This is a genomic window from Arthrobacter sp. TmtSoilC79 (assembly GCF_059739405.1).
This window is the reverse complement of sequence record NZ_AP046051.1, coordinates 4,171,168-4,194,049: the sequence shown is the minus strand read 5'-3', so window position 1 is coordinate 4,194,049 and position 22,882 is coordinate 4,171,168. Positions and strand designations below refer to the sequence as shown.

At 63.4% G+C, this 22,882-nt stretch carries 18 protein-coding genes; 4 read left to right on the top strand and 14 right to left on the bottom strand.

Features of this window, described 5'->3' with window-relative positions; genetic code table 11:
• Positions 1-24: 24 nt before the first annotated feature.
• Both AC6JA3_RS19155 and AC6JA3_RS19150 read right to left on the bottom strand, forming a co-directional pair.
• A complete protein-coding gene (locus tag AC6JA3_RS19155) occupies positions 25-597 on the bottom strand; it encodes a cyclophilin-like fold protein (protein WP_051420989.1) in 573 nt (190 codons plus the stop codon).
• The gene (locus AC6JA3_RS19150; protein WP_026548160.1) at positions 594-1,790 is read right to left on the bottom strand and encodes an MFS transporter; all 1,197 of its coding nucleotides are present in this window, start codon (positions 1,788-1,790) and stop codon (positions 594-596) included. The genes AC6JA3_RS19155 and AC6JA3_RS19150 overlap by 4 nt, the downstream gene beginning before the upstream one ends.
• A 147-nt stretch (positions 1,791-1,937) precedes the next feature.
• Between AC6JA3_RS19150 and AC6JA3_RS19145 the strand changes: the two genes are divergently transcribed.
• Positions 1,938-3,419 carry an HNH endonuclease gene (locus tag AC6JA3_RS19145; RefSeq protein ID WP_497920516.1) on the top strand — a complete coding sequence of 494 codons (1,482 nt, stop codon included), beginning with the start codon at positions 1,938-1,940 and terminating at the stop codon, positions 3,417-3,419.
• A 13-nt stretch (positions 3,420-3,432) separates the two neighbouring features.
• On the opposite strand, the gene AC6JA3_RS19140 is transcribed toward AC6JA3_RS19145, so the two are convergent.
• Both AC6JA3_RS19140 and AC6JA3_RS19135 read right to left on the bottom strand, forming a co-directional pair.
• Positions 3,433-3,942 (bottom strand): MarR family winged helix-turn-helix transcriptional regulator, encoded by a 510-nt coding sequence (locus AC6JA3_RS19140; RefSeq protein WP_497920515.1) that lies wholly within the window; start codon positions 3,940-3,942, stop codon positions 3,433-3,435.
• A gap of 73 nt (positions 3,943-4,015) precedes the next feature.
• Positions 4,016-5,734 carry an AMP-binding protein gene (locus AC6JA3_RS19135; protein ID WP_497920514.1) on the bottom strand — a complete coding sequence of 573 codons (1,719 nt, stop codon included), beginning with the start codon at positions 5,732-5,734 and terminating at the stop codon, positions 4,016-4,018.
• Between the two features lie 134 nt (positions 5,735-5,868).
• Between AC6JA3_RS19135 and AC6JA3_RS19130 the strand changes: the two genes are divergently transcribed.
• Complete coding sequence (locus tag AC6JA3_RS19130; RefSeq protein ID WP_026548157.1) at positions 5,869-7,086, top strand: acyl-CoA dehydrogenase family protein; 1,218 nt, start codon at positions 5,869-5,871, stop codon at positions 7,084-7,086.
• Between the two features lie 88 nt (positions 7,087-7,174).
• Here AC6JA3_RS19130 and AC6JA3_RS19125 read toward each other — a convergent pair whose 3' ends face one another.
• The 4 genes from AC6JA3_RS19125 to AC6JA3_RS19110 all read right to left on the bottom strand — a co-directional run bounded on the left by AC6JA3_RS19125 (position 7,175) and on the right by AC6JA3_RS19110 (position 12,926).
• Complete coding sequence (locus AC6JA3_RS19125) at positions 7,175-8,794, bottom strand: APC family permease (RefSeq protein WP_035761143.1); 1,620 nt, start codon at positions 8,792-8,794, stop codon at positions 7,175-7,177.
• Between the two features lie 145 nt (positions 8,795-8,939).
• Positions 8,940-10,595 (bottom strand): GMC family oxidoreductase, encoded by a 1,656-nt coding sequence (locus AC6JA3_RS19120; protein ID WP_497920513.1) that lies wholly within the window; start codon positions 10,593-10,595, stop codon positions 8,940-8,942.
• Positions 10,596-12,107, bottom strand: coding sequence for an aldehyde dehydrogenase family protein (locus tag AC6JA3_RS19115; RefSeq protein ID WP_026548155.1), 1,512 nt, complete (start codon positions 12,105-12,107; stop codon positions 10,596-10,598).
• A gap of 81 nt (positions 12,108-12,188) precedes the next feature.
• Positions 12,189-12,926, bottom strand: a complete 738-nt coding sequence (locus AC6JA3_RS19110; protein WP_497920512.1) for a hypothetical protein — start codon at positions 12,924-12,926, stop codon at positions 12,189-12,191.
• Positions 12,927-13,051: 125 nt separating this feature from the next.
• Between AC6JA3_RS19110 and AC6JA3_RS19105 the strand changes: the two genes are divergently transcribed.
• Both AC6JA3_RS19105 and AC6JA3_RS19100 read left to right on the top strand, forming a co-directional pair.
• On the top strand, positions 13,052-14,638 hold the full coding sequence (locus AC6JA3_RS19105; protein ID WP_026548153.1) for a molybdopterin-dependent oxidoreductase: 1,587 nt from the start codon (positions 13,052-13,054) through the stop codon (positions 14,636-14,638).
• A 34-nt stretch (positions 14,639-14,672) separates the two neighbouring features.
• A complete protein-coding gene (locus AC6JA3_RS19100; RefSeq protein ID WP_497920511.1) occupies positions 14,673-15,446 on the top strand; it encodes an SAM-dependent methyltransferase in 774 nt (257 codons plus the stop codon).
• A 15-nt stretch (positions 15,447-15,461) separates the two neighbouring features.
• Here the strand turns inward: AC6JA3_RS19100 and AC6JA3_RS19095 are convergent, their stop codons facing one another.
• The 6 genes from AC6JA3_RS19095 to AC6JA3_RS19070 form a co-directional block, all read right to left on the bottom strand.
• A complete protein-coding gene (locus tag AC6JA3_RS19095) occupies positions 15,462-16,313 on the bottom strand; it encodes a hypothetical protein (RefSeq protein ID WP_497920510.1) in 852 nt (283 codons plus the stop codon).
• Positions 16,310-16,735, bottom strand: a complete 426-nt coding sequence (locus tag AC6JA3_RS19090; RefSeq protein WP_347781988.1) for a peptidase inhibitor family I36 protein — start codon at positions 16,733-16,735, stop codon at positions 16,310-16,312. The genes AC6JA3_RS19095 and AC6JA3_RS19090 overlap by 4 nt, the downstream gene beginning before the upstream one ends.
• A gap of 34 nt (positions 16,736-16,769) precedes the next feature.
• The gene (locus tag AC6JA3_RS19085) at positions 16,770-19,760 is read right to left on the bottom strand and encodes a carboxypeptidase regulatory-like domain-containing protein (protein ID WP_497920509.1); all 2,991 of its coding nucleotides are present in this window, start codon (positions 19,758-19,760) and stop codon (positions 16,770-16,772) included.
• Positions 19,761-19,864: 104 nt separating this feature from the next.
• Positions 19,865-20,821, bottom strand: coding sequence for a carbohydrate kinase family protein (locus AC6JA3_RS19080; protein WP_091553832.1), 957 nt, complete (start codon positions 20,819-20,821; stop codon positions 19,865-19,867).
• Between the two features lie 127 nt (positions 20,822-20,948).
• A complete protein-coding gene (locus AC6JA3_RS19075; protein ID WP_347781986.1) occupies positions 20,949-21,743 on the bottom strand; it encodes an ATP-binding cassette domain-containing protein in 795 nt (264 codons plus the stop codon).
• Positions 21,740-22,786 carry an ABC transporter permease gene (locus AC6JA3_RS19070; RefSeq protein WP_026548149.1) on the bottom strand — a complete coding sequence of 349 codons (1,047 nt, stop codon included), beginning with the start codon at positions 22,784-22,786 and terminating at the stop codon, positions 21,740-21,742. Before AC6JA3_RS19070 ends, AC6JA3_RS19075 begins: the two co-directional genes overlap by 4 nt.
• Positions 22,787-22,882 lie beyond the last annotated feature (96 nt).

The window sequence follows — 22,882 nt, the reverse complement described above, 5'->3', positions numbered from 1 at the left end:
CGCAGGCTGCGGTGCCTGCGAGGGTCAGCGCACGACTTCCACGTGCACTTCCTGGCCCTCAAAACGCGCGAGCTCTTGCGGGGTGGCGTCGTAGCGTCCCAGGTGCACGGTTTGGTCCGAGAATTCGATACCCGATGCGTTGTAGTAGAACCCCAGGTTTCCCCAAGGGATGAAGTAGATGAGGTCGCCGTCCCCGGGGTCGGATCCGGGTGAGCCTTCGTGGCGGAGAGGCCTGGGCAGGTCCGCGATCTTCTCCCGGCCGGCGAACTCTTCCATGGTGAGGGTGAGGGGCAGCATGCTCAGGAAGTCCCGGGTGGCGGGGCTGTCCTCGTCGATGGTCACATTCAGTGTTTCCGAATGGGTGCTGAAGCGGACCACGGTACCTGCCACGCTGTCCACGGCGGTGGTGGGTGACTCCCAGGGTCCTGATGTCCCTGCGGTGGTGGCTGTTTCCCGGGGTCGTGCTGTCCCATCGTCTGGTCGCGGAGCTGGCCCGTCCTTTGGTGCCGGGCTGCAACCGGGCAGTGCCAGAAGCAGGGCAAGGGCAAATGTAACCGTTATTGCCGGCACCTGCAGCCCAGGAATGGAGCGCCTCATGCCGAATCACCTGCCTTTCGATCCTTGAGCATCAGCAAGGTAAGGGGCACTAAGTACAGTGCGGCGATCACTGTTCCCACCACCACAGGACCTGTGACACCAAGCGCCGACTCCAAGGCGTAACCAGCGATCCACGAGCCCACTGCCGTACCGAAGTTGAATGCTGAGGTGCTCAACGCCGACGCCAAAGTCGGTGCGTTGCCTGCATAACCAACGGCTTTGCTGATCAGGATCGGATTGGTAGCCATGCCGAAAAGCCCCAGCAGGAAGATCAGCACCACGGTGACCAGCGCGTAGCGGGAGAACAGTGCAAGGGCACCCAGCACCAGGAATGTCATGCCGGCCGGGATGAAGAGCGCCGGATAGGGGTGGCGGGCGCCGAAGCGGCCTCCCAAATTCGAGCCTATGAACGCCCCCACGCCGTAGGCCACCAGCACCAATGGCACCACGGTAACGGCAAGTCCGGTATTTACCGTCAGCAGGGGAGCGATGAAGCTGTAAGCGGCCAAGGACGATCCGCACACGATCGCGCAGCCCGCCAGGACAAGCCAGACCCGGGCATCACGCATGCTGGCAAGCTCGGCCCGCACTGACGGAGCAGCGCCGGATTCCGGGGTGACCGGGACCAGCCGGTACACAACACCGGAGGCCACCAGCGCGAGGACAGCCAACGCCCAAAACGGCCCCCGCCAGCCCACCACCTGCCCGGCAAACGATCCAAGGGGTACACCCACCACATTGGCGAGCATGCCACCGCCGAGGACAACGCCCAGCGCCCGGGACGCTGAAGCCGCACCCGCCGCTTTGGCACCCACGACGGCGGCTACCGCCCAGAATGCGCCAGTCGCCAAAGCAGTGAGGAAACGTGCGCCAAGAATGAGCGTGAAATCGGAGGTTAGCGCCACGATGACGTGGCCCACGGCGAAGACCACCAGTGCGAGGCTCAGCGTCAGGCGGCGTGGCAGCTTGAGCGTCAAAATGGACATCGTGGGCGTGCCCACGATCATCCCCACCGCGAAGACCGTGATCATGAGGCCCGCATCGGCTACGGACGTGCCAAGATCAGTGGCGATCTCCGGCAGGATGCCCGCAACAATGAACTCGGTGGTTCCCATCAGGAACACGCCCGCCGCCAGAACGTAGGTCACTAGAGGCAAGCGCCGGGTCTTGGTACTGGGGAGAGTTGTGGTCATGACTCCAGAACATCAGGTTTTCTAAGCGTGGGGGAGTCCCGCTTAAGGGAGGTCCTCCGAGGGACTCCCTCACGTCGCGGCCACTGAATTGGGCTTCGGCTGGATGACCGACGTTATTTTGTCGGTGCCTGCTGCCAGAGTTAGGGCATGGAGCGAATTGGGGAGAAGCGAGCGGCCGCCGGGGTGGCGGGTCCGCTTGCTGCTGCCACGTCCGCCCACTCCCTGGGCGGAGCGCGATCTGCACCCGCCAGCACCGTCAGTAGCGACCTCATTGAACAGTTGCGGGTCCTGGAGGAGATGAAGTCTGCCATCTCCGCTTTGCAGGCGCGGATAGCCGTGGCCTTTGATCTCGCCCAGCGTGCCGAGCAAGCCGAGGCAGGCGTTCCTGCGGCCGAGCGTGGACAAGGTGTGGGAGCCCAGGTTGCGTTGGCCCGGCGCGAGTCACCGAACCGTGGGTCGCGTCTCCTGGGCTTGGCGAAAGCCCTTGTCACGGAGATGCCCCGCACCTTGGCGGCCCTGAAATCGGGGAACTTGAATGAATGGCGCGCCACGCTCCTTGTTAAGGAGACGGCCTGCCTGTCTGTCGAGGACCGTTGTGCGGTGGACGAGGAGCTAGCACCAGACACCGGGACCTTTGACGGCAAAGGCGATAAGGCGATCATTGCCGCCGCGAAAGCTGCCGCATATCGACGGGATCCGCGGTCAGTGGTCGGGCGGGCCAGCCGTGCTGCGGCCGAGCGGACCGTCAGCCTCCGACCAGCCCCGGACACTATGACATACCTGACGGCATTGCTTCCGGTAGCCCAGGGCGTAGCGGTCTACGCCGCATTGACTCGAGCGGCTGATTCTGCCCGTTCCAGCGGGGATACCCGGGGTCGGGGCCAGCTCATGGCCGACACCCTCACCGCACGCATTACGGGCACCCCGGGCGGGATTTCGGGGATCAACCTGGACCTCGTCATGACTGACCGCACCCTTTTCCAAGGCGACAGCGAACCAGCAAGGCTCAAAGGCTACGGAATCGTCCCCGCTGAATGGGGAAGGGAACTGCTCGCGTTGGGGCAAGACTCAGCCGTGGGTCAGGCGGGCGTGAACCCAGCCTCTCGAACAGGGCAAGCCGCACCTCTGGGTCAGGCGGGCGTGAACCCAGCCTCTCGAACAGGGCAAGACTCAGCCGTGGGTCAGGCGGGCGTGAACCCAGCCTCTAGAGCAGGGCACCCCAGCCAAGGTCCCCCGGCAGGGCTGAACGCAGAGTTCACCGTATGGCTTGGCCGGCTCTACACCGCGCCGGGCACAGGGGAACTGCTCGCTACCGATTCCAAAGCCCGGCTCTTCACGGGTGGGCTTCGGCGCTTCATTGAAACCCGCGACGATAGTTGCCGGACTCCTTATTGCGATGCGCCCATACGGCATATTGACCATGTGGTTCCGTGGCGTTCCGGAGGAGGCACCAGCCTGGCTAACGGCGCCGGTCTATGCGAAGCGTGCAACCACACCAAGGAAAACGCCGGTTGGAGCACCAAGGTCATGCCCGGGGACGTTCACATCCTGGAAATCAGCACCCCTACCGGTCACACATACCAGTCAAAGGCTCCACCACTGCCCGGCCACGATCCCTCCAGAACGTAGGCCGGCAAAATCCCTATTCCTCGGTGAAATCTCCGGCGTCCCTGCGGAAGCTGCCCAGCACGCGGATGAGGTGGTCCACGTCGTCGGGTGCGAATCCCGACTGTCCGAAGACCTCGGCGTTGAGGGCCGCCGTCGCTTTCTTGGCGAGCGTTCGGCCTTCAGGGGTGAGCTCGATCAGGGTGGTGCGCCCATCGGTGGGGTGCGGTGACCGGGCAACCAGGGCTGCCTTTTCCAAGCGGTCGACGGCGTTGGTCACCGAGGTGGGGTGCACCTGCAGGAGCGCGCTGGCTTTGTTCATGGGCAGCGCGCCGCTGCGGGCGAAACTCAGGAGTGCGAGCAGTTCGTAGCGTGCAAAGGTCAGCCCGAACGGCTTAAGGACCGTCTCAATACGCGCAAGCAGGATCTGCTGGGTCCGCATGATGGCGGTAATGGCGGCCATGGGCGCGGCGACATCACCCCAGCCATGCCGTTCCCAGTTGCGTTGGGCATCGGCGATGGGGTCGCGGGGGAGTGGCGTGCCCATGGGCCTCCTTTGTTTGCTTGCTTGGCCTACCGCTTGCAAGTTCTACCGCTTGCTTGGCCTACTGTTCGGTTGGCTAGTCTTTCAGATTCGGGAACTCTTCCTCGGTGTATTCCACGCCCAAACCAGCGGGCAATGGACCATCGCCATGCCGGGCGACTTCCGTCCCGCGCAGTTCAACACGCCTGATCTTGCCCGAAATGGTCTTGGGCAGCTCGCCGAACTCCAGGCGGCGGATGCGCTTGAACGGTGCCAGATGCTCGCGGCAGTACTTCAAAATGTCCTCCGCAACAGCCGGTCCGGCTTCATATCCGGCGGCCAACACCACAAAGGCCTTAGGCACCGACAGCTTCACGGCATCTGGTGAAGGCACGACGGCGGCCTCCGCCACTGCGGGGTGTTCGATCAGGACGCTCTCGAGTTCAAAAGGCGACAAACGGTAATCGGAGGACTTGAAGACATCGTCATCCCGGCCGACGTAGGTGATGACGCCGTCGGAATCACGGCTCGCCATGTCCCCGGTGTGATAGTAGCCATCGCGGAAGGCCTCGGCCGTTTTGGCTTCGTCGCCGAAGTAGCTTTTCATGAGTCCCACGGGCCGGGGGTCCAAGCGCAAGCAGAGTTCGCCGTCGTCGGCTTCCTGTCCGGTGAGCAGGTCCACCAGCACGACGTCGTATCCTGGCAGCGGCCGTCCCATGGAGCCGATCTTCACCGGCTGGGCAGGGGTGTTGGCGATCTGGACGGTGGATTCGGTCTGGCCGAAGCCGTCGCGAATGGTGACACCCCAGGCTTCTTCCACTTGGCCGATGACCTCGGCGTTGAGCGGTTCGCCGGCCGAAACCACTTTCGACGGCGGGCTGGTGAGCTGCGTGAGGTCGGCCTGGATGAGCATGCGCCACACGGTGGGCGGGGCGCAGAAGCTGGTGACTCCTTCCCGGCCCATCTGGTTCATCAGTGCGGCGGCGTCGAAGCGCTGGTAGTTGTAGATGAAAACGGTGGCTTCAGCAATCCACGGCGTGAAGACGTTGGACCAGGCGTGCTTGGCCCAGCCTGGTGAGGCGACGTTGAGGTGGACGTCGCCGGGTTCCAGGCCGATCCAGTACATGGTGGAGAGGTGGCCCACGGGGTAGGAGGTGTGGGTGTGCTCCACCAATTTGGCCCGGGAGGTGGTGCCGGACGTGAAGTAGAGCAGGAGGGTCTCGTCGGCTTTGGTGGGGGCGTCGGGCGTAAAGTCCGTGCCGGCGTCGTTCGAGTCTGAGTACTGCATGGCGTCCGCATTGGCGCGCTCGGAACCGACCTCAATCAGGGTGTATTTACCCTCGACGTCGGCAAACTTGCCGATGTTGGCGCTTCCTACGGTCACCCAGGCAGCCCCTCCACGCTCCACGCGGTCCTGGAGATCGCGGGCGCCCATGAGGGTGGTGGTAGGGATCATGACGATGCCCAGCTTGATGCCGGCGAGCATGAGTTCCCAGAGTTCCACCTGGTTGCCGAGCATGATGATCATGTGGTCGCCACGCTGGACGCCTTGGCCGCGCAGCCAGTTGGCCACTTGTGAAGACCTGCGCGAGAGGTCCTTGAAAGTGCGGCGGGTGGAGCTGCCGTCCTGTTCCACGATCACCAGGGCCGGCTGGTCGCCCCGGGCCGGGTCTGCCGCGATGTGATCGAACCAGTCGAGGGCGAAGTTGAACTCCTCAAAGCGAGGCCATTGGAACCCGGCGTGCGCCTGCTTGTAGTCCTCGCGTAGTTCCAGCAGCCGGTCGCGGGCCGCACGGAAGTCTTCTGTGACTGTCATAGTCCGCCTTTCGCCTTCGGGTAATGCCGGCACCTTTGCCGAAGCATCCCGCCTAGTGATCCACATCACCTTGCAATATACTAGGACATCCAAGGGTTTGGAAGAGCCTGCGCGGGACATGACGAAGGGGTCAAATGCTCGATCATAAAGCTGCCGGCACCGTTACCAGCGGTGCGGCACCAGAACACGTCCTGCCTCCTTATCCGGAGGCGGACTTAATGCACGTCCTGGACCTGCTGCCCCCGGACGAGCGTGCGCGCTACCTGGAGATCAGGGAATTCCTGCAGGCGCAGATCCGGGCTGCGAGCATCGACTACTGGAACCGGGAGGAGTTCCCGTTCGGGCTGTTGGCCGACATGGCCAAGTTCGGCCTGGGCGGGTTGCAGACCGACGGCTCCTCCAAGCTGTTCAAGGGCCTCATGTACACCGAAGTGGCCCGGGCGGACGTCTCACTTTCGGCATTGGTAGGCATCCACAATGAGTTGATCGTCGGCATGATTGACGAGCTCGGATCACCGGAGCAGAAGCGTAAATGGCTGCCGGGGTTGGAGGCATTTACCCAACTGGGCGCCTTCGCCCTGACCGAACCGGACCACGGTTCGGACATCGCCGGAGGACTCTCGACGACGGCGCGGCGCGACGGCGGCGAATGGGTCATCAACGGTGCCAAGCGCTGGATCGGGGCAGGGACGATTGCCGACTTCGCGTTGGTCTGGGCCCGTGACGAATCCGACGGACACATCAAAGGCTTCATTGTGGAGAGTGACCGCCCCGGGTACTCCGCCACCAAGATCTCCCACAAGATCGGCCTGCGCATCATGCAAAATGCGGACATCGTGTTGGACGAGGTCCGCATCCCCGTGGAAAACCTCCTGCCGGGGGCCACGGAGTTCTCGCGGGCCAATGAACTCCTGCGTGATTCCCGGGCTTGGGTGGGATGGCAAGCGGCAGGAATCCAGCTGGCGGCCTTCGATATTGCCCGTTCCTACGCTCTGGAACGCAAACAGTTCGGCAAGGAGTTGGCCCGTTTCCAGTTGGTGCAGCAGCAGCTGGCAGACATCCTGGGCAATGCCAACGCCTCACTGTCCATGATGGTGGAGCTCGCGCGGATCCAGCAGGCAGGGAAGCTCGAAATGGTGCAGGCAGCAATGTGCAAAGCCACCACTACCCGGCTGGCCCGGTCATCCGTGGCCATGGGCAGGTCGCTGTTGGGCGGGAACGGGATCACCACGGACTATGAGATGGCCAAGCTCTTTGGCGACGCCGAGATCCTCTACACCTATGAGGGCAGCTACGAGATCAACTCGATGATCGTGGCCCGTGCAGTGACGGGGAAGTCTGCGTTCGTCTAGAGATGCCGGTTCAGTTGAAACGAAAGGAGCATCCCTTCGCCGGATCAATACAGGCGAGGGGATGCTCCATGGTTGGGGGCTGGGCTGACTAGGAGTTCTGTGCTGCCACCAAGGCCGGATCGGCGTCCGGGTCTGTGCTCGGATCAGCCTCCGGACCCGCGCCGGACGGTGCAGCGACGGCGGCGTGCTCGGCCAGGACTCCGGTCTTGTGACGGATGCGGAGACGGTAGAGGAGCGTTCCGCCAATGATGACTGTGCCGACGAAGATCACGCCACCCCATTGCAGGTACCACTCGAACGGCGGCACCGAGTTGTAGATTTCGGGCCGAGGCCACACCAGGTTCAGCGTCATGGCGCCTCCCCACAGCACGGCCAGGATGTTCACGGGCAGCCCCCATTTGCCCAGGCTGAATCCCGGTTCTGATCCGTCGTCCTTCAAGGGCCACTTCTTCAGGAAGCGCCGCCGCAGCAGGGGCACCGTCACCAGCAGGTAGGACAGGTAGATCAGGACAATGCTGATGCTGGAGAGAATGGTGAAGATGGCCGGCTGGGAGATGTTCACGATCAAGGGAATGACGGCCACTATACCGATGACGATCGCAGCCACGGTGGGGGTCTTCCGCGTGGGGTGAACCTTGCTGAGTTGCCTGCTGAAGGGAAGGTTGTTGTCCCTGGCCATGGCAAACATCATTCGGATGGCAGCTGCGTGGACGGCCAAGGTGCAGACCACTACGGCTACCACGATGCACGCCAGGAACGCCTTGCCGAACGGGCCACCGAGCACCGACAACACGATGTACTGCAGACCGCCGTCAGCGGCTCCAAGCTTGGGATCGGAAAGATCCGGCGCCGCCAGGATTCCGCCCAGGAGAAGCAGCCCTCCCAAAAGGAATGACGCCGTGACCGCACGCAGGATCGCTTTGGGAGCGGTGCGTTTGGGGTCTTTGGTTTCTTCTCCCAGGGAACTGGCGGTATCGAAGCCGTACATGACATACCCGGATGCCATGGCGGCAATGAGGAAGACCCCGAAGAACCCCAGCGGATGATCTTCGCCGAAGCCGGCGGTATCGAGGAGGACTTCCGGCCCGCGGACCGAGTGCCAAATGAGCGCAATGATGAGCAGGACGGCCGCCACCAGCTCCACGAACACGCCAACACTGTTGATCATGGTCATGAGCTTCACGCCGAACGCGTTGATAAGGGTGGAAATGCCGATCATGATGCTCGCCAGGATCACCCCGTTGACGGCAAAGTCGTAGGGACCCGTGCCATCGCCCACCAGCTGGAAGCCGTCCCAGATCTGGGGCAACGTGATCTGGAGGGCCAAGGCAACCGAACCCAGGGCCATGATGGAGGAAAGCAGCAGCAGCCATCCCGCCAGCCAAGCCCACGTTCCTGTCGAAAGCCTCTTCGCCCAGTTGTAGACCGATCCGGCCACCGGATAACGCCCGGCCAATTCCGCAAAACACAAGGCCACCATCAATTGGCCAACGAAGACAATGGGCCACGACCACGCATAGGCGGGTCCCGCCGTCGAAAATCCGAAGTAAAACAGTTGAAAAACGCCGGTGAGGATGGAGATGTAACTGACGCCGGCGGCGAAACTGGCAAACTTGCCGATGCTGCGGTCCAGGGTCTGGGCATAGCCAAACTCGTCCATACCGCTCGCATCGCTCTTGCAGGGTCCTGATTTGCTGGGTTCTGACATTCGAACTCCTAGTTCAGACATGCATGAATGGTGATAGCCCGCGGCCGTCATTGGACGCGGTGTATATCAAAAGCCGGGCACCACGGTGTGCCAACGGCTGTTTCCCCCATTTTTTGTTGCGTGGGTCTAAAAGCAGGGTCCCTGTTCAGGCGAGGGACAAGCTGAAGCCGGCTTCCGCCGTCGTGGTTTCCTCCGTCCCGTGGGCCCGGAGGAGGTCGGCCTTGATGAAATCAGCGCAGCGCTCGCCGATCATCATCACGGTGATATTGGGGTTTACGGTGACGTGCTCCGGCATGACGGAGGCATCGGCCACACGCAGCCCAGTGACGCCCTTGACCCTCAGCTCAGGATCCAGCGGCGACATATCGTCCTCCACCGGCCCCATGCGCACGGTGCCTACGGGGTGGTACACAGTGTTGTGGGTTTTGCGGATGTAGTCCTGCAGTTCCTCGTCGCTCTGGGCTTCGATGCCGGGGGAGAGCTCCCGTCCGGTCCATTCAGCCATGGCAGGTTGCGCGGCGATTTCCCGCGCCTTGCGGATGCCCGCGACCATCACTCGCATGTCGTGGCCCTCGGTATCGGTGAAGTACCGGGGATCCACCATGGGCTTGTCGCGGAAGTCCCGGCTGCGGAGCCGGACCGTGCCGCGGGAACGTGCGTGAGTGACGTTGGGAGTGAGACTGAAGCCGTTCTCCGTAGTGGGATAGCCGTAGCGCAGGGTGTTCATGTCGAACGGGACCGAACCGTAGTGCATCATGAGGTCCGGGCGGTCCAGGCCATCTTCGGTGGGAGTGAAGATACCGATCTCCCACCACTGGGTGGAGGTCCGGACCATGGGCTGCTTGGCCTCGAACTGCACCACGCCTTCCGGGTGGTCCTGCAGGTGCTCGCCGACACCCGGTGAGTCCACCAACACCTCAATGCCATGCGCCGCCAGGTGGGCGGCCGGGCCGATGCCGGAAAGCATGAGCAGCTTGGGGGAGTCGATGGCGCCGGTGGACAGGATGACTTCGCGATGTGCGTCCAGCCTGTGCGTCCGGCCGAACGCCGAATCGACGACATCGACGCCGGTGCAGCGCTTATCCGCGTCGAATACCAGTTGGCGGGCGCGCAGGCCGGTCAGCAGCGTGAAGTTCTCACGCTCCATGATGGGGTGGATGTAGGAGACGGAACTGGAGGACCGGGTGCCGTCCGAACGTCGGTTGATCTGGAAGAAGTTGGCGCCGTTGATCACGGTGGTGTCGTCATTGAACTTTGCGCGGGGGATGCCGGTCTGCTCACAGGCGTTAAGGAGCGCGACACCGGCGGGATCGTTCGGGGGAACGTTCATCAAATGCACGGGACCGGAATCGCCATGGTGGGGAGCGTCCGGACCGGCGTCTTCGTTGCTTTCCAGGCGCTGGTAGACAGGCCAGGCAGCAGCAGCGTTCCAGCCGGTAGCGCCGTATTTCGACTCCCATTCATCCAGGTCTTCGCGGGGAGCCCAGAACGCGATGCAGGAGTTGTGGCTGGAGCAGCCACCCATCACCTTGGCGCGGGCATGGCGCATGAAGGAGTTGCCGTTTTCCTGCGGTTCCACGGGGTAGTCCCAGTCGTAGCCGGATTCCAGCAGTTCCATCCAGCGGTCCAACTGCAGGATCTCCGGCAGGTTCCGGTCATCCGGGCCGGCTTCCACCAGCGCCACGGTGACGGCAGGATCTTCGCTAAGCCGGGCGGCAACGGCAGCTCCAGCGGATCCTCCGCCGATGACCACGTAATCGAACCCGCGCTCGCTGAGGTTCTCAATGTTGTCCACGTGCATTTAGTTCTCCTTGCCGTGATCTGCGAACCAGCCGGTCACCTGGGGGTTGGTGTTCTGGTAGATGTGCTTGGCTTCCTGGTATTCGCCCAGTCCGGTGGGGCCGAGTTCACGGCCGACGCCGGACTGGCCGAAGCCACCCCACTCGGCCTGCGGAAGGTAGGGGTGGTAGTCGTTGATCCAGACCGTGCCATGCCGCAAACGGCCCGCTACCCGCTGGGCTTTGCCGGCATCCTGGGTCCACACGGCGCCCGCGAGCCCGTAGATGGTGTCGTTCGCTGTAGCTACGGCTTCGTCTTCCGTGCGGAAGGTTTCCACCGTTACTACCGGGCCAAAGGCTTCGTCGATGACTACCGACATTCCCCGTTGGACGCGGTCCAGGACGGTGGGCTGGTAGTAGAACCCGGCGTCGAACTTTTCGCCTTCCGGGGCCGCGCCGCCGCACCGCAGCCGCGCGCCTTCGGCCACGCCGCGCTGGACGTAGGCGTCCACCTTCTCCCGATGCGCAGCGGAAATCAGCGGACCGGTTTCGGCGGACTCATCGAAAGGACCGCCGAGGCGGATGTCCTTGGCCTTGCGGACAAGTTCGTCAACGAAGCGCCCGGCGATGGATTCTTCCACCACCAGCCGCGCCCCGGCAGAGCAGACCTGCCCGGAATGCACAAAGGCGCCGTTCAGCGCATTGTCGACGGCGGCGTCGAAGTCAGCGTCAGCGAACACCACGTTGGGGTTCTTGCCGCCAAGTTCCAGCGCCACCTTTTTCACGGTGCCCGCTGCGGCAGCCGCGATGCGCTTGCCGGTTTCCAGGCCGCCGGTGAAGGAAACCAGGTCGATGTCGGGGTGATCCGACAGTGGTGCGCCCGCTTGCGGACCGGGGCCGGTCACCAGGTTGGCGACGCCGTTCGGCAGGCCGAGATCCTGGAGTAACTGCATGGCGAGGATAGCGGTGGAGGGGGTCAGTTCGGCAGGCTTCAGGATGAAGGTGCAGCCGGCAGCCAGTGCGGGTGCGATCTTCCAGGCGGCCTGCAGCAGCGGGTAGTTCCATGGTGTGATCAGGCCGCACACGCCCACGGGTTCGTAAACGATTTTGCTCACGACGGCGGGGTCCCCGGCGTCAACTACGCGGCCAGCTGACTGCCCGGCGAGGCGTCCGAAGTATTCAAAGCAGGCAGCGATGTCGTCCATGTCGATGCGGCTCTCGATGATCCGCTTGCCGGTGTCCAGCGATTCGGCGCGGGCGAACTTCTCCCGGCGTTCGCGCAGTTCAGCGGCGACCTTGAGCAGGAACGCACCCCTTTCGGGGGCAGGAACGTTCGACCAGACGCCGGAATCGAAGGCTGCCCGGGCGGCGGAAATGGCACGCTCGGTGTCCTCGCGGCCTGCCTCGGACACTGTGGCGACCAGTTCGCCGTCGGCCGGGTTGTGAATCGCGCGCACCGCACCGGAAGCGGCCGGTTCCCACGCGCCGTTGATGAAAAGCGTGGAGGCGGAATCGGAAAATGTGGCTTGGGTCATACGAAGCAGGCTAGTGCATCTTGAACATCTGTTCAAGGAAAATTATGAACAAATGTTCAAAGTGACGCGGCCCTGCAGGCCTCAACGGGCATTGATGGAAATGCTCTTTCGGATCTCGGGAAGGGTGGCCTTGAGGGTGTCGAGGGTGGGGCAGAGGGCTTCAACCCTGACTGTGACCGCCGGCTTGTTGAAGGTCCTGACCGCGGTGTATCCATAAGCGTCGCCAGATGTGTATGTCACGGCCAGCATGTCCACTTCATGGCTGCCGCCGATGCCATAGCCCAGCGTCGCGTCCTTGGCATTGGCCATGAGGTCCGTCTTGCCGGGGAAGAGGATGGCGAGGATCTCCTGGGTTGATGCCTTGTCGTCGCCGGCAACGAGCTCGGCGGGATTGTTGCGTGCCTGGACCGTTCGTACCTTGCAGCGCGTGTTGCCGGAGCTGAAGGTCATCATCCCGTCCGTTGCCATGCGGCTGTAGTCGGCTTCCCAGCCGGCAGTTGGGTCGGTCAGTGAGCTGGCGATATCGGGGGTGTGTCCACCATTTTCATCGCCCATGATTCTGTTGCCGTTGGTCCAGGAAAGATCTTCGGTTGCCGGATCGAGCCTCCCGGTGGCGGTGTCGCTGTCAGTCTTTGCCTCCCCGCTGGCTGAAGCTGCGCTTGGGTCCGGACTCTGTGATCCGGTGGAGTTTGTTGCAACGGGGGTGGAGGTGTTGATTGGAGCCGGCGCTCCGATGCTGCAGCCTGCCAGTGCCGTGATGGCAAGAATGGACGAGAACAGTGCAAAGAACTGCGTGCGGGATGGGCTTGGCGAGGTCATGTGGTTCCTTTTCCTGTGCGCTTACCCCGAGGCAAGTTATTTACTTCGGGAGAATATCTATCGACTGGATTAATCTATCAGTTGGCTGCACCCATCCCTGCTCCCGCGCGCTACGAACTACTGGCATGAAAAAGCTCGGACTCCGGACCAAAGGCCCCGAAACCATGGCAGCGTTGGCAGGCGTGGTGTCTGCCGCCGTCGTGCTGGCCGTCGCCGAGCTGATCGGTGCCTTCTTCACCGCCAGGGCGACCCCCGTATTCGCCCTGGGATCAACGTTCATCGACTTCACTCCACCGTGGATGAAGGACTTTGCGATTGCCACGTTCGGCACCAACGACAAAGCCGCGCTCTTCGTGGGCATGGGCTTGACGATCGCTCTGCTGGCCTGTGTCCTGGGCATAGTGGCCTACAAGAAGTGGGCGCTGGGCGTCCTCGGCGTGCTGTTCATGGGTGCCGTGATTGTGGCCGCCGTTCTAACCCGCGCAGGCGTCGGCTTGGTCGACGCCATCCCCTCCGTCCTGGGAACCATCGCCGGCCTGGTCGCCCTCCGCCGACTCATAGTGCCGCTGTGGAGGCTGAAAGCATGGCCGGAGGCTCCGGCTGACGTGGCGGCCGACGCCGACAAGCAGGTTGGCGGGGCCGGAACCAGCCGTCGTCGCTTCTTCGCCGCTGCCGGAGTCACCGCCGTTGCTGCCGGAATTGCGGCCACCGGTGGGCGGCTCTTGGGCGCAGCACGGAACAACGTTGCCCAGGCCCGTGATGCGCTGCGGCTGCCGGCACCGATCAAGGCGGCAGCTCCCGTGCCGGCGGGTGTCCAGTCCCCGGTGGCAGGAGTCTTCCCCTGGCTGACGCCGAACAACGAGTTCTACCGCATTGATACGGCCCTGAGCGTCCCCGAAATCAACGTCAACGATTGGTCGCTGCGTGTACACGGAATGGTCGAGGAAGAGGTCACCCTCACCTTCCAGGACCTGCTCGACGCCGACCTGATCGAATCACACGTCACCCTCACCTGCGTCTCCAACCCGGTGGGTGGAAAGCTCGCTGGAAACGCCAAATGGCTGGGCCTTCCCATCCGCGAAGTCCTGAAAAGGGCCAAGCCCAAGGATGGTGCGGACATGGTGCTCTCACGCTCCATCGACGGTTTCAGCGCCTCCACTCCGCTGGACGTCCTGCAGGACGACCGTGATGCCATGCTGGCCATCGGCATGAACGGTGAGCCACTTCCGGTGGAGCATGGTTACCCCGTGCGCATGGTGGTTCCCGGGCTGTACGGCTTCGTTTCCGCCACCAAATGGGTAGTGGAGCTGGAGGTCACCCGCTTCGCTGACAGCAAGGCCTACTGGACCGAACGCGGCTGGTCCGAGCGTGGCCCCATCAAGACGATGGCACGCGTGGACGTACCCAAATCCTTTGCCAAGTTCCCTCCCGGAAAGGTCGCCGTGGGCGGCACAGCCTGGGCCCAGACCCGCGGCATCACCAAAGTGGAAGTACAGATCGACGACGGCGAATGGGTGGAAGCAACCCTCTCCGACGAAGCCTCCACCATCACCTGGCGCCAGTGGTCCTATGAATGGGACGCAACACCCGGCCTCCACTACGTCAAAGCCCGCGCCACCGACGGCACCGGCGAAACCCAGACCGACAAGCTCGCCGATCCCGTGCCCGATGGAGCCTCGGGTTGGCCGTCGGTGATGGTGACGGTGGAGTAGGTTTCGCATCCCTGAGTCGTGAGAGCATCATGGAGTGACCGACGACACTTCGCTTAAACTGCCGCCCCTGCATGAGTCCCTCACCTGGCTCACCCCGCTTTCCGAGGAACGTGCCGCTCACCTCGTGGCGTTCCTGTCCAACCCGGCGCCGGCTGAGGTTCTGGACATGGGGTGCGGATGGGGAGAACTGCTTCTTCGGGTTTTGGCGTCGGCCCCGCTGGCTCGGGGACGCGGAGTGGACCGTGCCTCCGCATTCATCGACCGGGCGACGCAGCAGGCATCCATCCGTGGACTGCTGGATAGGGCGACGTTTGATTCGAATCCTGGGGCAGAAGGCCAGCACCGCCCCGCAGACGCTGTCATCTGCATCGGCGCGAGCCAGATCTGGGGACCGCCGGTAGAGGACGCGCAGCCCCTCGACTACGCCGCAGCACTCCGTGCCCTTCGAACTCTGGTTCTTCCTGGCGGCCGGCTCGTCTACGGAGAAGCGATCTGGTCGGCAACACCGCACCCGGCTGCTACCGCCCCTCTGGCTGGCCGTGATGACGAGTACCTGACAACCGAGGCGTTACGCGAGCAGATCCGCGCCGCCGGTTTCGAGGTGGTGGATGAGGACCAGGCGAGCATTCAGGAGTGGGACGTTTTCGAAGCCGGATATCGCGACCGGTTTACCCGCTGGCTGGAAGCACATGATGCCGACCATCCCGCCGCAGATCAGGTCCGTCGGCAATACGAGGAACAGCGCGCTGCCTATGAAGAGGGCTATCGGGGCGTACTCGGGATGGCGTATTTCTGCCTCAAGGGGTGAGCGTCCACCTTTGTACTATCCGCAAGCCCAGTCGAACGTAGCGGATTCCAGGTCGAATTGCGCATTGCCGCCACCGCCAAAGTTGAGCCCTGAAATTTCTTCCAATTCGAGGTACCAAGGAGTAAGCCCGTCAGGCATTGCTTGGATGGGAAAGGCCGTCCCGCCCAGGTGGCTCATGGCAAACAGGGGTTCTGCCCAGTCTGTGAGTCCGTCGCCTGTTGAGGGACTGACATATCCATCCGGGCCAACTTCATCTCCCCAGAGTTCGACGGGGGCCTTGCCGGCATTGGGATCGGCGCGCGGGATCAGCCAAATGTCGGTGGTTGGCTCGACGTTGTCCCAGGCGTTTGTACCTTCTGACTCATCCGCATGGTCACCCCCGGCACGAAGATCCGGGCGGGGCGCTGTTGGTCCGGCTGCCAATTCATCGTGGGTGAGCCAAAGGATCGCGAATTCTCCGTCGATCACGTCTCTTCGCCTCAGCAGGCCGGGATGGTCCTGGGCTGCTGCAAGGTCACGCAGGAAAGGATCGGCTGATTCCGCGCTGGGAATGGCAGATGTGTCTTCCACTGCAAACTGGCCCTCGCCGGCAAAGATGGCTATCCCAGGGAACTGTGGCCCGCGCCTTAGGAAGTCTGCGGGCAGCCAGAGAGTCAGCACATGCATCATGGGCAACCCAGTGTTGAGGCTGCGCGGCCAGTGTTCCCAACGAACGCCCGGACCATGGCCTCCTGTCCACCCTGAAGGCGGCTGGCTTGGCAGTGCAGCAACGGCAGTTCGTCCTGGCGCGTTGCCGACGCCGTCGCCACAGCGAAAGGCCAGGTTCCATGCGGACATCGGCTCGAGGCCTCTCGCTGTGGTACTCATCGGTTTGCGCAGTTGCCTCTGTTGTCGATGAAGAACGAGGACACCTTGTTCTTCAATCCCAGGGCCTCGAGGTTCCATCGTCCGCCGGGTCCGATGCTGAGTGGGTTTCCGCCGCAATGGGAATCGTCGTAGACCCAGACAGTTTCGCTGGTGTTGTTGATGATCGAGGCGGCGTTGTTGTTGACCTGGACGTTCCATCCGTTCGCGCCGGCGGGGCCGTTGTTGAACAGTTCGTCACCCAGCCAACCGTCGGAGTACTGGGTGTCGGCGCGCGCCCCTTCGTAGTTGCTGTTGAAGTACAAGCACAGCCTCTCGTAGGGGCAAGTTGAGCCGGCTTGAGCCGCGGGTGCGCCGGCAAGGAACGCCCCTGCTGCCAATCCAAGCAATGACACGGTCCCGGTGATTCGCTTGATGATTTTCATTGGTAGACCTTTCAATTTCCGGAGATTGACAACATCAGCCGATCAGGGCAGTGGCCGCAGAGTAGCGGGCCAATGCGGTGTAAGCAGTTTTGGTCCCGGTCACGCGTACTTTGATGGCGCTTCCCTTGTCCGCGGCAACCAGTTTGTACGTCTGGGCGGTGGCGCCGGTAATCGCAGTGCTGCCCCGGAACCACTGGTAAGTCAGTGTGACAGGCGCCGGACCCCACACACCGGGGGTCGCCGTGAGCGTGCTGCCCACGGTCGCGGTACCAGCGATGGTTGGGGTGGGCCCGGTCAGCGTGCCCGCCGCCACGGCCGCAGTCGCCGCGGAGGTCTTGGCCGCCGTCGTGAATCCGGTCTTGCTTCCCGTGACCCGGACAGTGATGGTCTTGCCGAGATCGGTGGCAGTCAATGCGTAAGTAGCTGAGGTGGCACCCGTGATCGCGATGCCACTCCGGAACCACTGATAGGCCAGAGTCACAGGGGCTGGGCCCCAGGCTCCTGGCACTGCCGTAAGCGTCGAGCCCACCTTCACCGTCCCGGAGATCGTCGGCGTCGGCGCGGTCAGGGTTCCCACCGCCACAGCCGCGGTGACCGCGGAGGTTTTGGCCGCCGTCGTGAATCCTGCCTTGGTGCCGGTGACCCGGACGCTCATGGTTTTACCAAGGTCGGCGGCAGTCAATGTGTAGCTGGCAGACGTAGCCCCGGTAATGGCAACACCAGTCCGGTACCACTGGTAAGCCAACGTTACGGGAGCCGGTCCCCACGCCCCTGGAACAGCTGTGAGCGCAGAGCCCACCTTTGCCGTCCCGGAGATCGTCGGGGTGGGAGCGGTCAGCGTGCCTGCCGCCACGGCAGTAGTGGCAGTGGAGGTTTTCGCCGTGGTGGTGAATCCGGCCTTGGTTCCCGTGACCTGAACGGTCATGGTCTTGCCCAAGTCGGCAGCAGCCAAGGCGTAGGTGGCCGATGTGGCACCTGTGATCGCAACGCCACTGCGGAACCACTGGTAGGCCAGCGTCACCGGGGCAGGTCCCCATGCGCCGGGAACAGCGGTGAGCGTCGAGCCAACTTTCGCTGTTCCGGATACGGTCGGCACCGGTGCGGTCAACGTGCCCGCCGCGACGGCTGCGGTCGCAGCGGAAGTCTTCGCCGTCGTCGTGAATCCCGTCTTGGTTCCGGTGACCCTGACGGTCATGGTCTTGCCCAGATCCGCGGCAGCCAAGGCGTAAGTAGCTGACGTGGCACCTGTGATGGCGACGCCGCTGCGGAACCACTGGTAGGCCAGCGTCACGGGGGCAGGTCCCCATGTCCCGGGAACAGCGGTGAGCGTCGAGCCAACTTTCGCTGTTCCGGAAACGGTGGGAACAGGAGCAGTCAGGGTCCCTGCGGCGACAGTGACGCTGGCCTGGCCATAGTAGGGCTGCAACGGCCAGTCGTGGACGCTGAGCCGTACCGTGACTTTCTTGCCGGCGTCGGAAGCCTGGAGAAGGAACGCGGGGCCATTGGTCCTATGGTCCTGCACGCCGTTGACGAACCAGTCGTAGTAGGGGCCAAAATCAGGTGCAGGGGTCAAGGTTCCGTGGTCAACGGTCAGGGTGTTCCCGGCGACCGGGGTGCCCAGAAGGGTGAAGGGCTTCGAAGCCGTGACAGCCTCGGCTCCCGATTTACCGCCGTGAACCGAGGTGGTGTAGGAGGCATAGCCGGTCTTGGTCCCGGTGACTTTGGCCCAGATGTCGTAGCCGGCATCGGCGGCGGTGGGAATGTAGACAGTGGTGGTGGCGCCGGGAATGTCTTGGGCGACTGCGCCGTCCTTGGAACGCTGCCATTGGTAGGCGAGCGTCACCGGAGCCGGACCCCAAACGCCGGGATCGACCGTGAGTTTCTGTCCGGCCTGGGCTGAACCATAAACAAACGGCCTGTCAGGTGTCAGCGACAACCCTGCAACGTCCAGCTGCATGGTCAGCTTGATGCGCTGTCCGGCAGCAGTTGCCGTCAGGACGGTGGCCGTGTCCAGCGTGGCAGTGTTGTCATAGCACTCGGCCTTGTATCGCTTTTCGCGGGGTGCGCCCTCGTAGACAGTGTCCGAGACGCAGAGCTTGTACTTCCTGCCTACTGTCATGCGCCAGTAGATCTTGCCCTGCGCATCCGAGGTCAGCGGTCCCATTTGGGGACCTTCCCATGCTGCCGTTGCGTCGTTGTAGACGTACGGGCTGTAGCCGACGTCGGCAATCGGCGCACCCGCGGGATCGACGACGGTGGCCTCCATGACGGTTTCATCCTTGAGGACGAAGTTCACGTTGGTCCATTTGACCCCCGCGGGGACGGTGGCAACGGTGTAGGTATCCACCATTGCCGTGCCGGTCCAGTATTGCTCCAGGTAGAGGCGCTGGCCGGACTCGTCCCGGACGCTGATGTATGCCTGGTTGGGCGGGATCTTTGTCAGGGTGAAGTAGCCGTTGGCATCGGGCTTGGTGCTGCTGATCTGTCCGCCGTTGTTGGGCGAGGCTGAAACGGACACAGCAGTCAGTGGCTGGCCGGCCTTATTGGTGACCCGCCCGGTCATGCTGCCGAAGGCTTCCAACTGCGGGTTGAAAGTGGTGGTGGGGGCAGCGTCGGTGACGGCAACCGGCGTCGAACCGTAGGAACTGGACTGGTTGCCGTTCCACTCATCCGCGTAGGTGGCCGAACAGGGCCCGGTGCTGCAGGTTGTCCAGATCTTGTAGCTGCCGGCCGCAGGCACGGTGAAACTGTACGAGCCATCGGCCGCGGACCAGGCGCCGGCCACGTAGGAGGCCCGTTCGTCGTTGGTGTATGCACCCACCCAGACGTCGCCCAGCGGAGTTGCCGTTGCGGTGGCTGTCAGTTTTCCCTTGACGACTCCCTTGAAGGTGTACGTCGCGGCCGAAGCGGGCGCGGCGCCGGCGAAGAGGCCCGCAGCCACCAGGACGACTGCCGTCAGGATGGCCCACACCCCCTGCCGCGTACTTCGAATCGGATGGTGGGCGGCACGTCGCTGCAACGGCATGGGTATGGTCCTTTTCCCCAAAAAAGTGACTAAAGGGGACCGAGTGGTCCACTGACATCGTAGGCGTCGGCCCGCAGCAGTGCCATGGGGAGTTCTGCCCCGGCTTAGACGACGGCCAGCGGCTGCTGTTTGAGCCCTTCCAAACGCGCTTGAAGTTCAGCGGAGGTAGGAGGATTGGCGCCGGGCCTGCTGACGGTGATCGCTGCGGCCACGGCTGCTGTTTGTCCGATGTCGCCGAGGGCTGTTGGTGCAAACGCCTTTTCACCCCGGGCCAGCAGCTCAAAGATGAGGGCGGCCATGTAGGAGTCACCGGCACCGATGGTGTCCGCGACGTTGGTCTTCACAGAGGGAATGGTGGCGCGCGCCCCCGGAGTGGCAAGGAGTGCACCTTCGGCACCACGGGTGATGACGGCCATCCGGGCGCCGTGGTTGAGCAGGCGGGAAGCGACGTCGTCCGGCGAGGATTCGGGATAGAGCCACTGCGCGTCCTCGTCGCTGAGTTTGATGACGTCAATGAGGGGGAGCAGGTCCTCAAATGTCTGCTGTGCTTCGGCGTGGCTGCCAAGGAGCGCTGGACGGATGTTGGGGTCGTAAGTGACCAGGCATGAGTCGTGGCTCTGCTCAAGGAGGGTTCGTACGCTGGCCGCTCCCGGGGCGAGGAACGTGGCGATGGATCCGGTGTGCAGGACTTTCGGGATCATGGCTGGTGCCACGGGTGGGAGTTCCCACAGGATGTCGAACTCGTAGCTGGCCGAGCCGTCCGCTGCGAGGGTGGCGGTGGCTGTGGCGGTGCGCGTGAGGGAAGTAGATCCGGGAAGCAGTTGGACACCGGCGCTGTGAAGGTGGGACGTGATGGCGGCGCCGTGTTCGTCCTCGCCGATCGCTGTGAGCAGCCCGGTGGGCACCCCGAGGCGGCCCAGGCCATAGGCGACGTTGGCGGGTGACCCGCCAGGGTAGCTGATGCGTCCTTCCCGGGTATTCACAATGTCCACCAAGGCCTCGCCGATAACGAGGACGTCCAGTGGGTTTTGGGCTGATCCGCCCGGGTAAGGGTTGTGCATCTTGGTTCTTTCGTCGGGTTGCCGCCTGATCGGTGGGGCGGCAGGGATGGATCCGTCCGCGGACCTGGTGGCAGGTCCGCGGACGGGGACAGGGGTTCCGTGTGGAACGGAAAGCCCGGTGCGGCCGTCAGGCTTTTGCCGCACCTGTCATGATGGCGACGGCGTCGGTCATGGTGTGGGATTGCGGGGTGATGGTCGCCGCGCACTTGCCCAGGCGCTGGATGTGGATGCGGTCTGCAACATCGAACACATGCGGCATGTTGTGGCTGATCAGGATAACCGGCAGGCCGCGGTCGCGGAGGTCCCGGACCAGTTGGAGCACCTGGTTGGATTCACGGACACCCAAAGCGGCTGTCGGCTCATCGAGAACCACCACTTTGGATCCGAACGCCGCTGCACGGGCCACGGCGACTGCCTGACGCTGGCCACCGGAGAGGTTCTCTACCGGTACGGTGACGTCCTGCAGCGTGGAAATGCCCAGCCGGGTCAGCTCTTCCTTGGCTTTTCTGCGCATGCCTTTGGTGTCGAGCATTCGGAACAGGCTTCCCAACAGTCCGGGCAGGCGCTCTTCGCGGCCAAGGAACAGGTTGGAGGCGACATCGAGGGCCGGTGAAACCGCCAGGTTCTGGTAGACGGTTTCGATGCCGTGGACGCGGGCGTCCTGGGGCCGCTTGAAGTGGACCTGTTGTCCGGAGACGAAAAGCTCCCCGGTGTCGGGAACTTCAGCGCCCGTAAGGCATTTGATGAGCGTGGACTTACCGGCGCCGTTGTCGCCGATGACGGCCAGGACTTCGCCGGGGTAGAGGTCCAGGCTGACGCCGTCGAGACCTACAACGCGGCCGAACGTCTTGACGAGGTTCCTCGCTTTGAGGATGGGCTCGCGGATTTCGGTGCGGGGAGCTTCAAATTCTGTGGTGGTCATGACTTGACCTTTCGGATCCACTGATCGACGGACACGGCAATGATGATCAGGATGCCTACAGCGAGGGTCTGATAGAGGACGTCCAGGCCGGCGAGGGACAGGCCGTTGCGGAACACACCGACAATCAGCGCACCGAGCAACGAGCCCCAGATCGAGCCGCGCCCACCGAAGAGGCTGGTGCCGCCAATCACGACGGCGGTGATGGAGTCCAGGTTCAAATCGACGCCGGCGTTCGGGCTTGCAGCGTTGGTGCGGCCGATCTGGATCCAGGCACCGACAGCCAGGACTGCACCCGCGGCAAGGTAGACGCTCATCAGGACCCGGTTGACGGGAATGCCGGCGAGGCGGGCCGCTTCCTTGTCGTCACCCACAGCGTAGACGTGCCGTCCCCAGGCGGTCTTGCCCAGGATGAAGGCAACGGCCACATACAGGAGCAGCATCATGACCACACCGGTTGAGATCCGGACTGGCCCGATCGGGAAGGTGCTTCCGAGCCAGGTGAGCATGTCCGGCATTGCCGAGCCACGCACGGTGCTTCCGCCGGAGTAAAGCAGCGTCAAAGCGATGAAGATGTTCAGTGTTCCCAGCGTGACGATGAACGGGGGCAGCCGGAACCTTGTTACCAGGAATCCGTTCAGGGCACCGGAACCGAGCCCGACGACGAGGCCGGCCAACAGCGCAATCGGACCCGGGAGGCCGTTGCTGACGGCAAGCTGCGCGATCACCATGGACGACAGGATCATCACTGCGCCCACGGAGAGGTCGATTCCCGCTGTCAGGATGATCAAGGTCTGGGCGATCGCCAGGGTGCCGACCACGGCAACCTGCTGGGTGATCAGGGAAAGGTTCTCAACGCGGAGGAACCGGTCATTGAGGAGCCCGAAGACAACCACGGCGATCAGCAGGACAATGGCCGGGCTGAGGGCCGGGTAGCGGTGGAGGATGTTGCGGATTTTGCTGAGGGGGGTCTGTCGGTCAAGGAATTCCTCGGCCAAGTCAGCATGCCCGGCGCTCGGGGGGCCGGCGGTCTGTTGCTGGGTCACTTTAGGTTGCTCCTGAACTTCCATGTTCTGTAACTGCTGGTACCCGGGGAGGCGCTGCTTTAGGCGCTGCTTCGTGCGCCTCCCCGGGGTGGAATG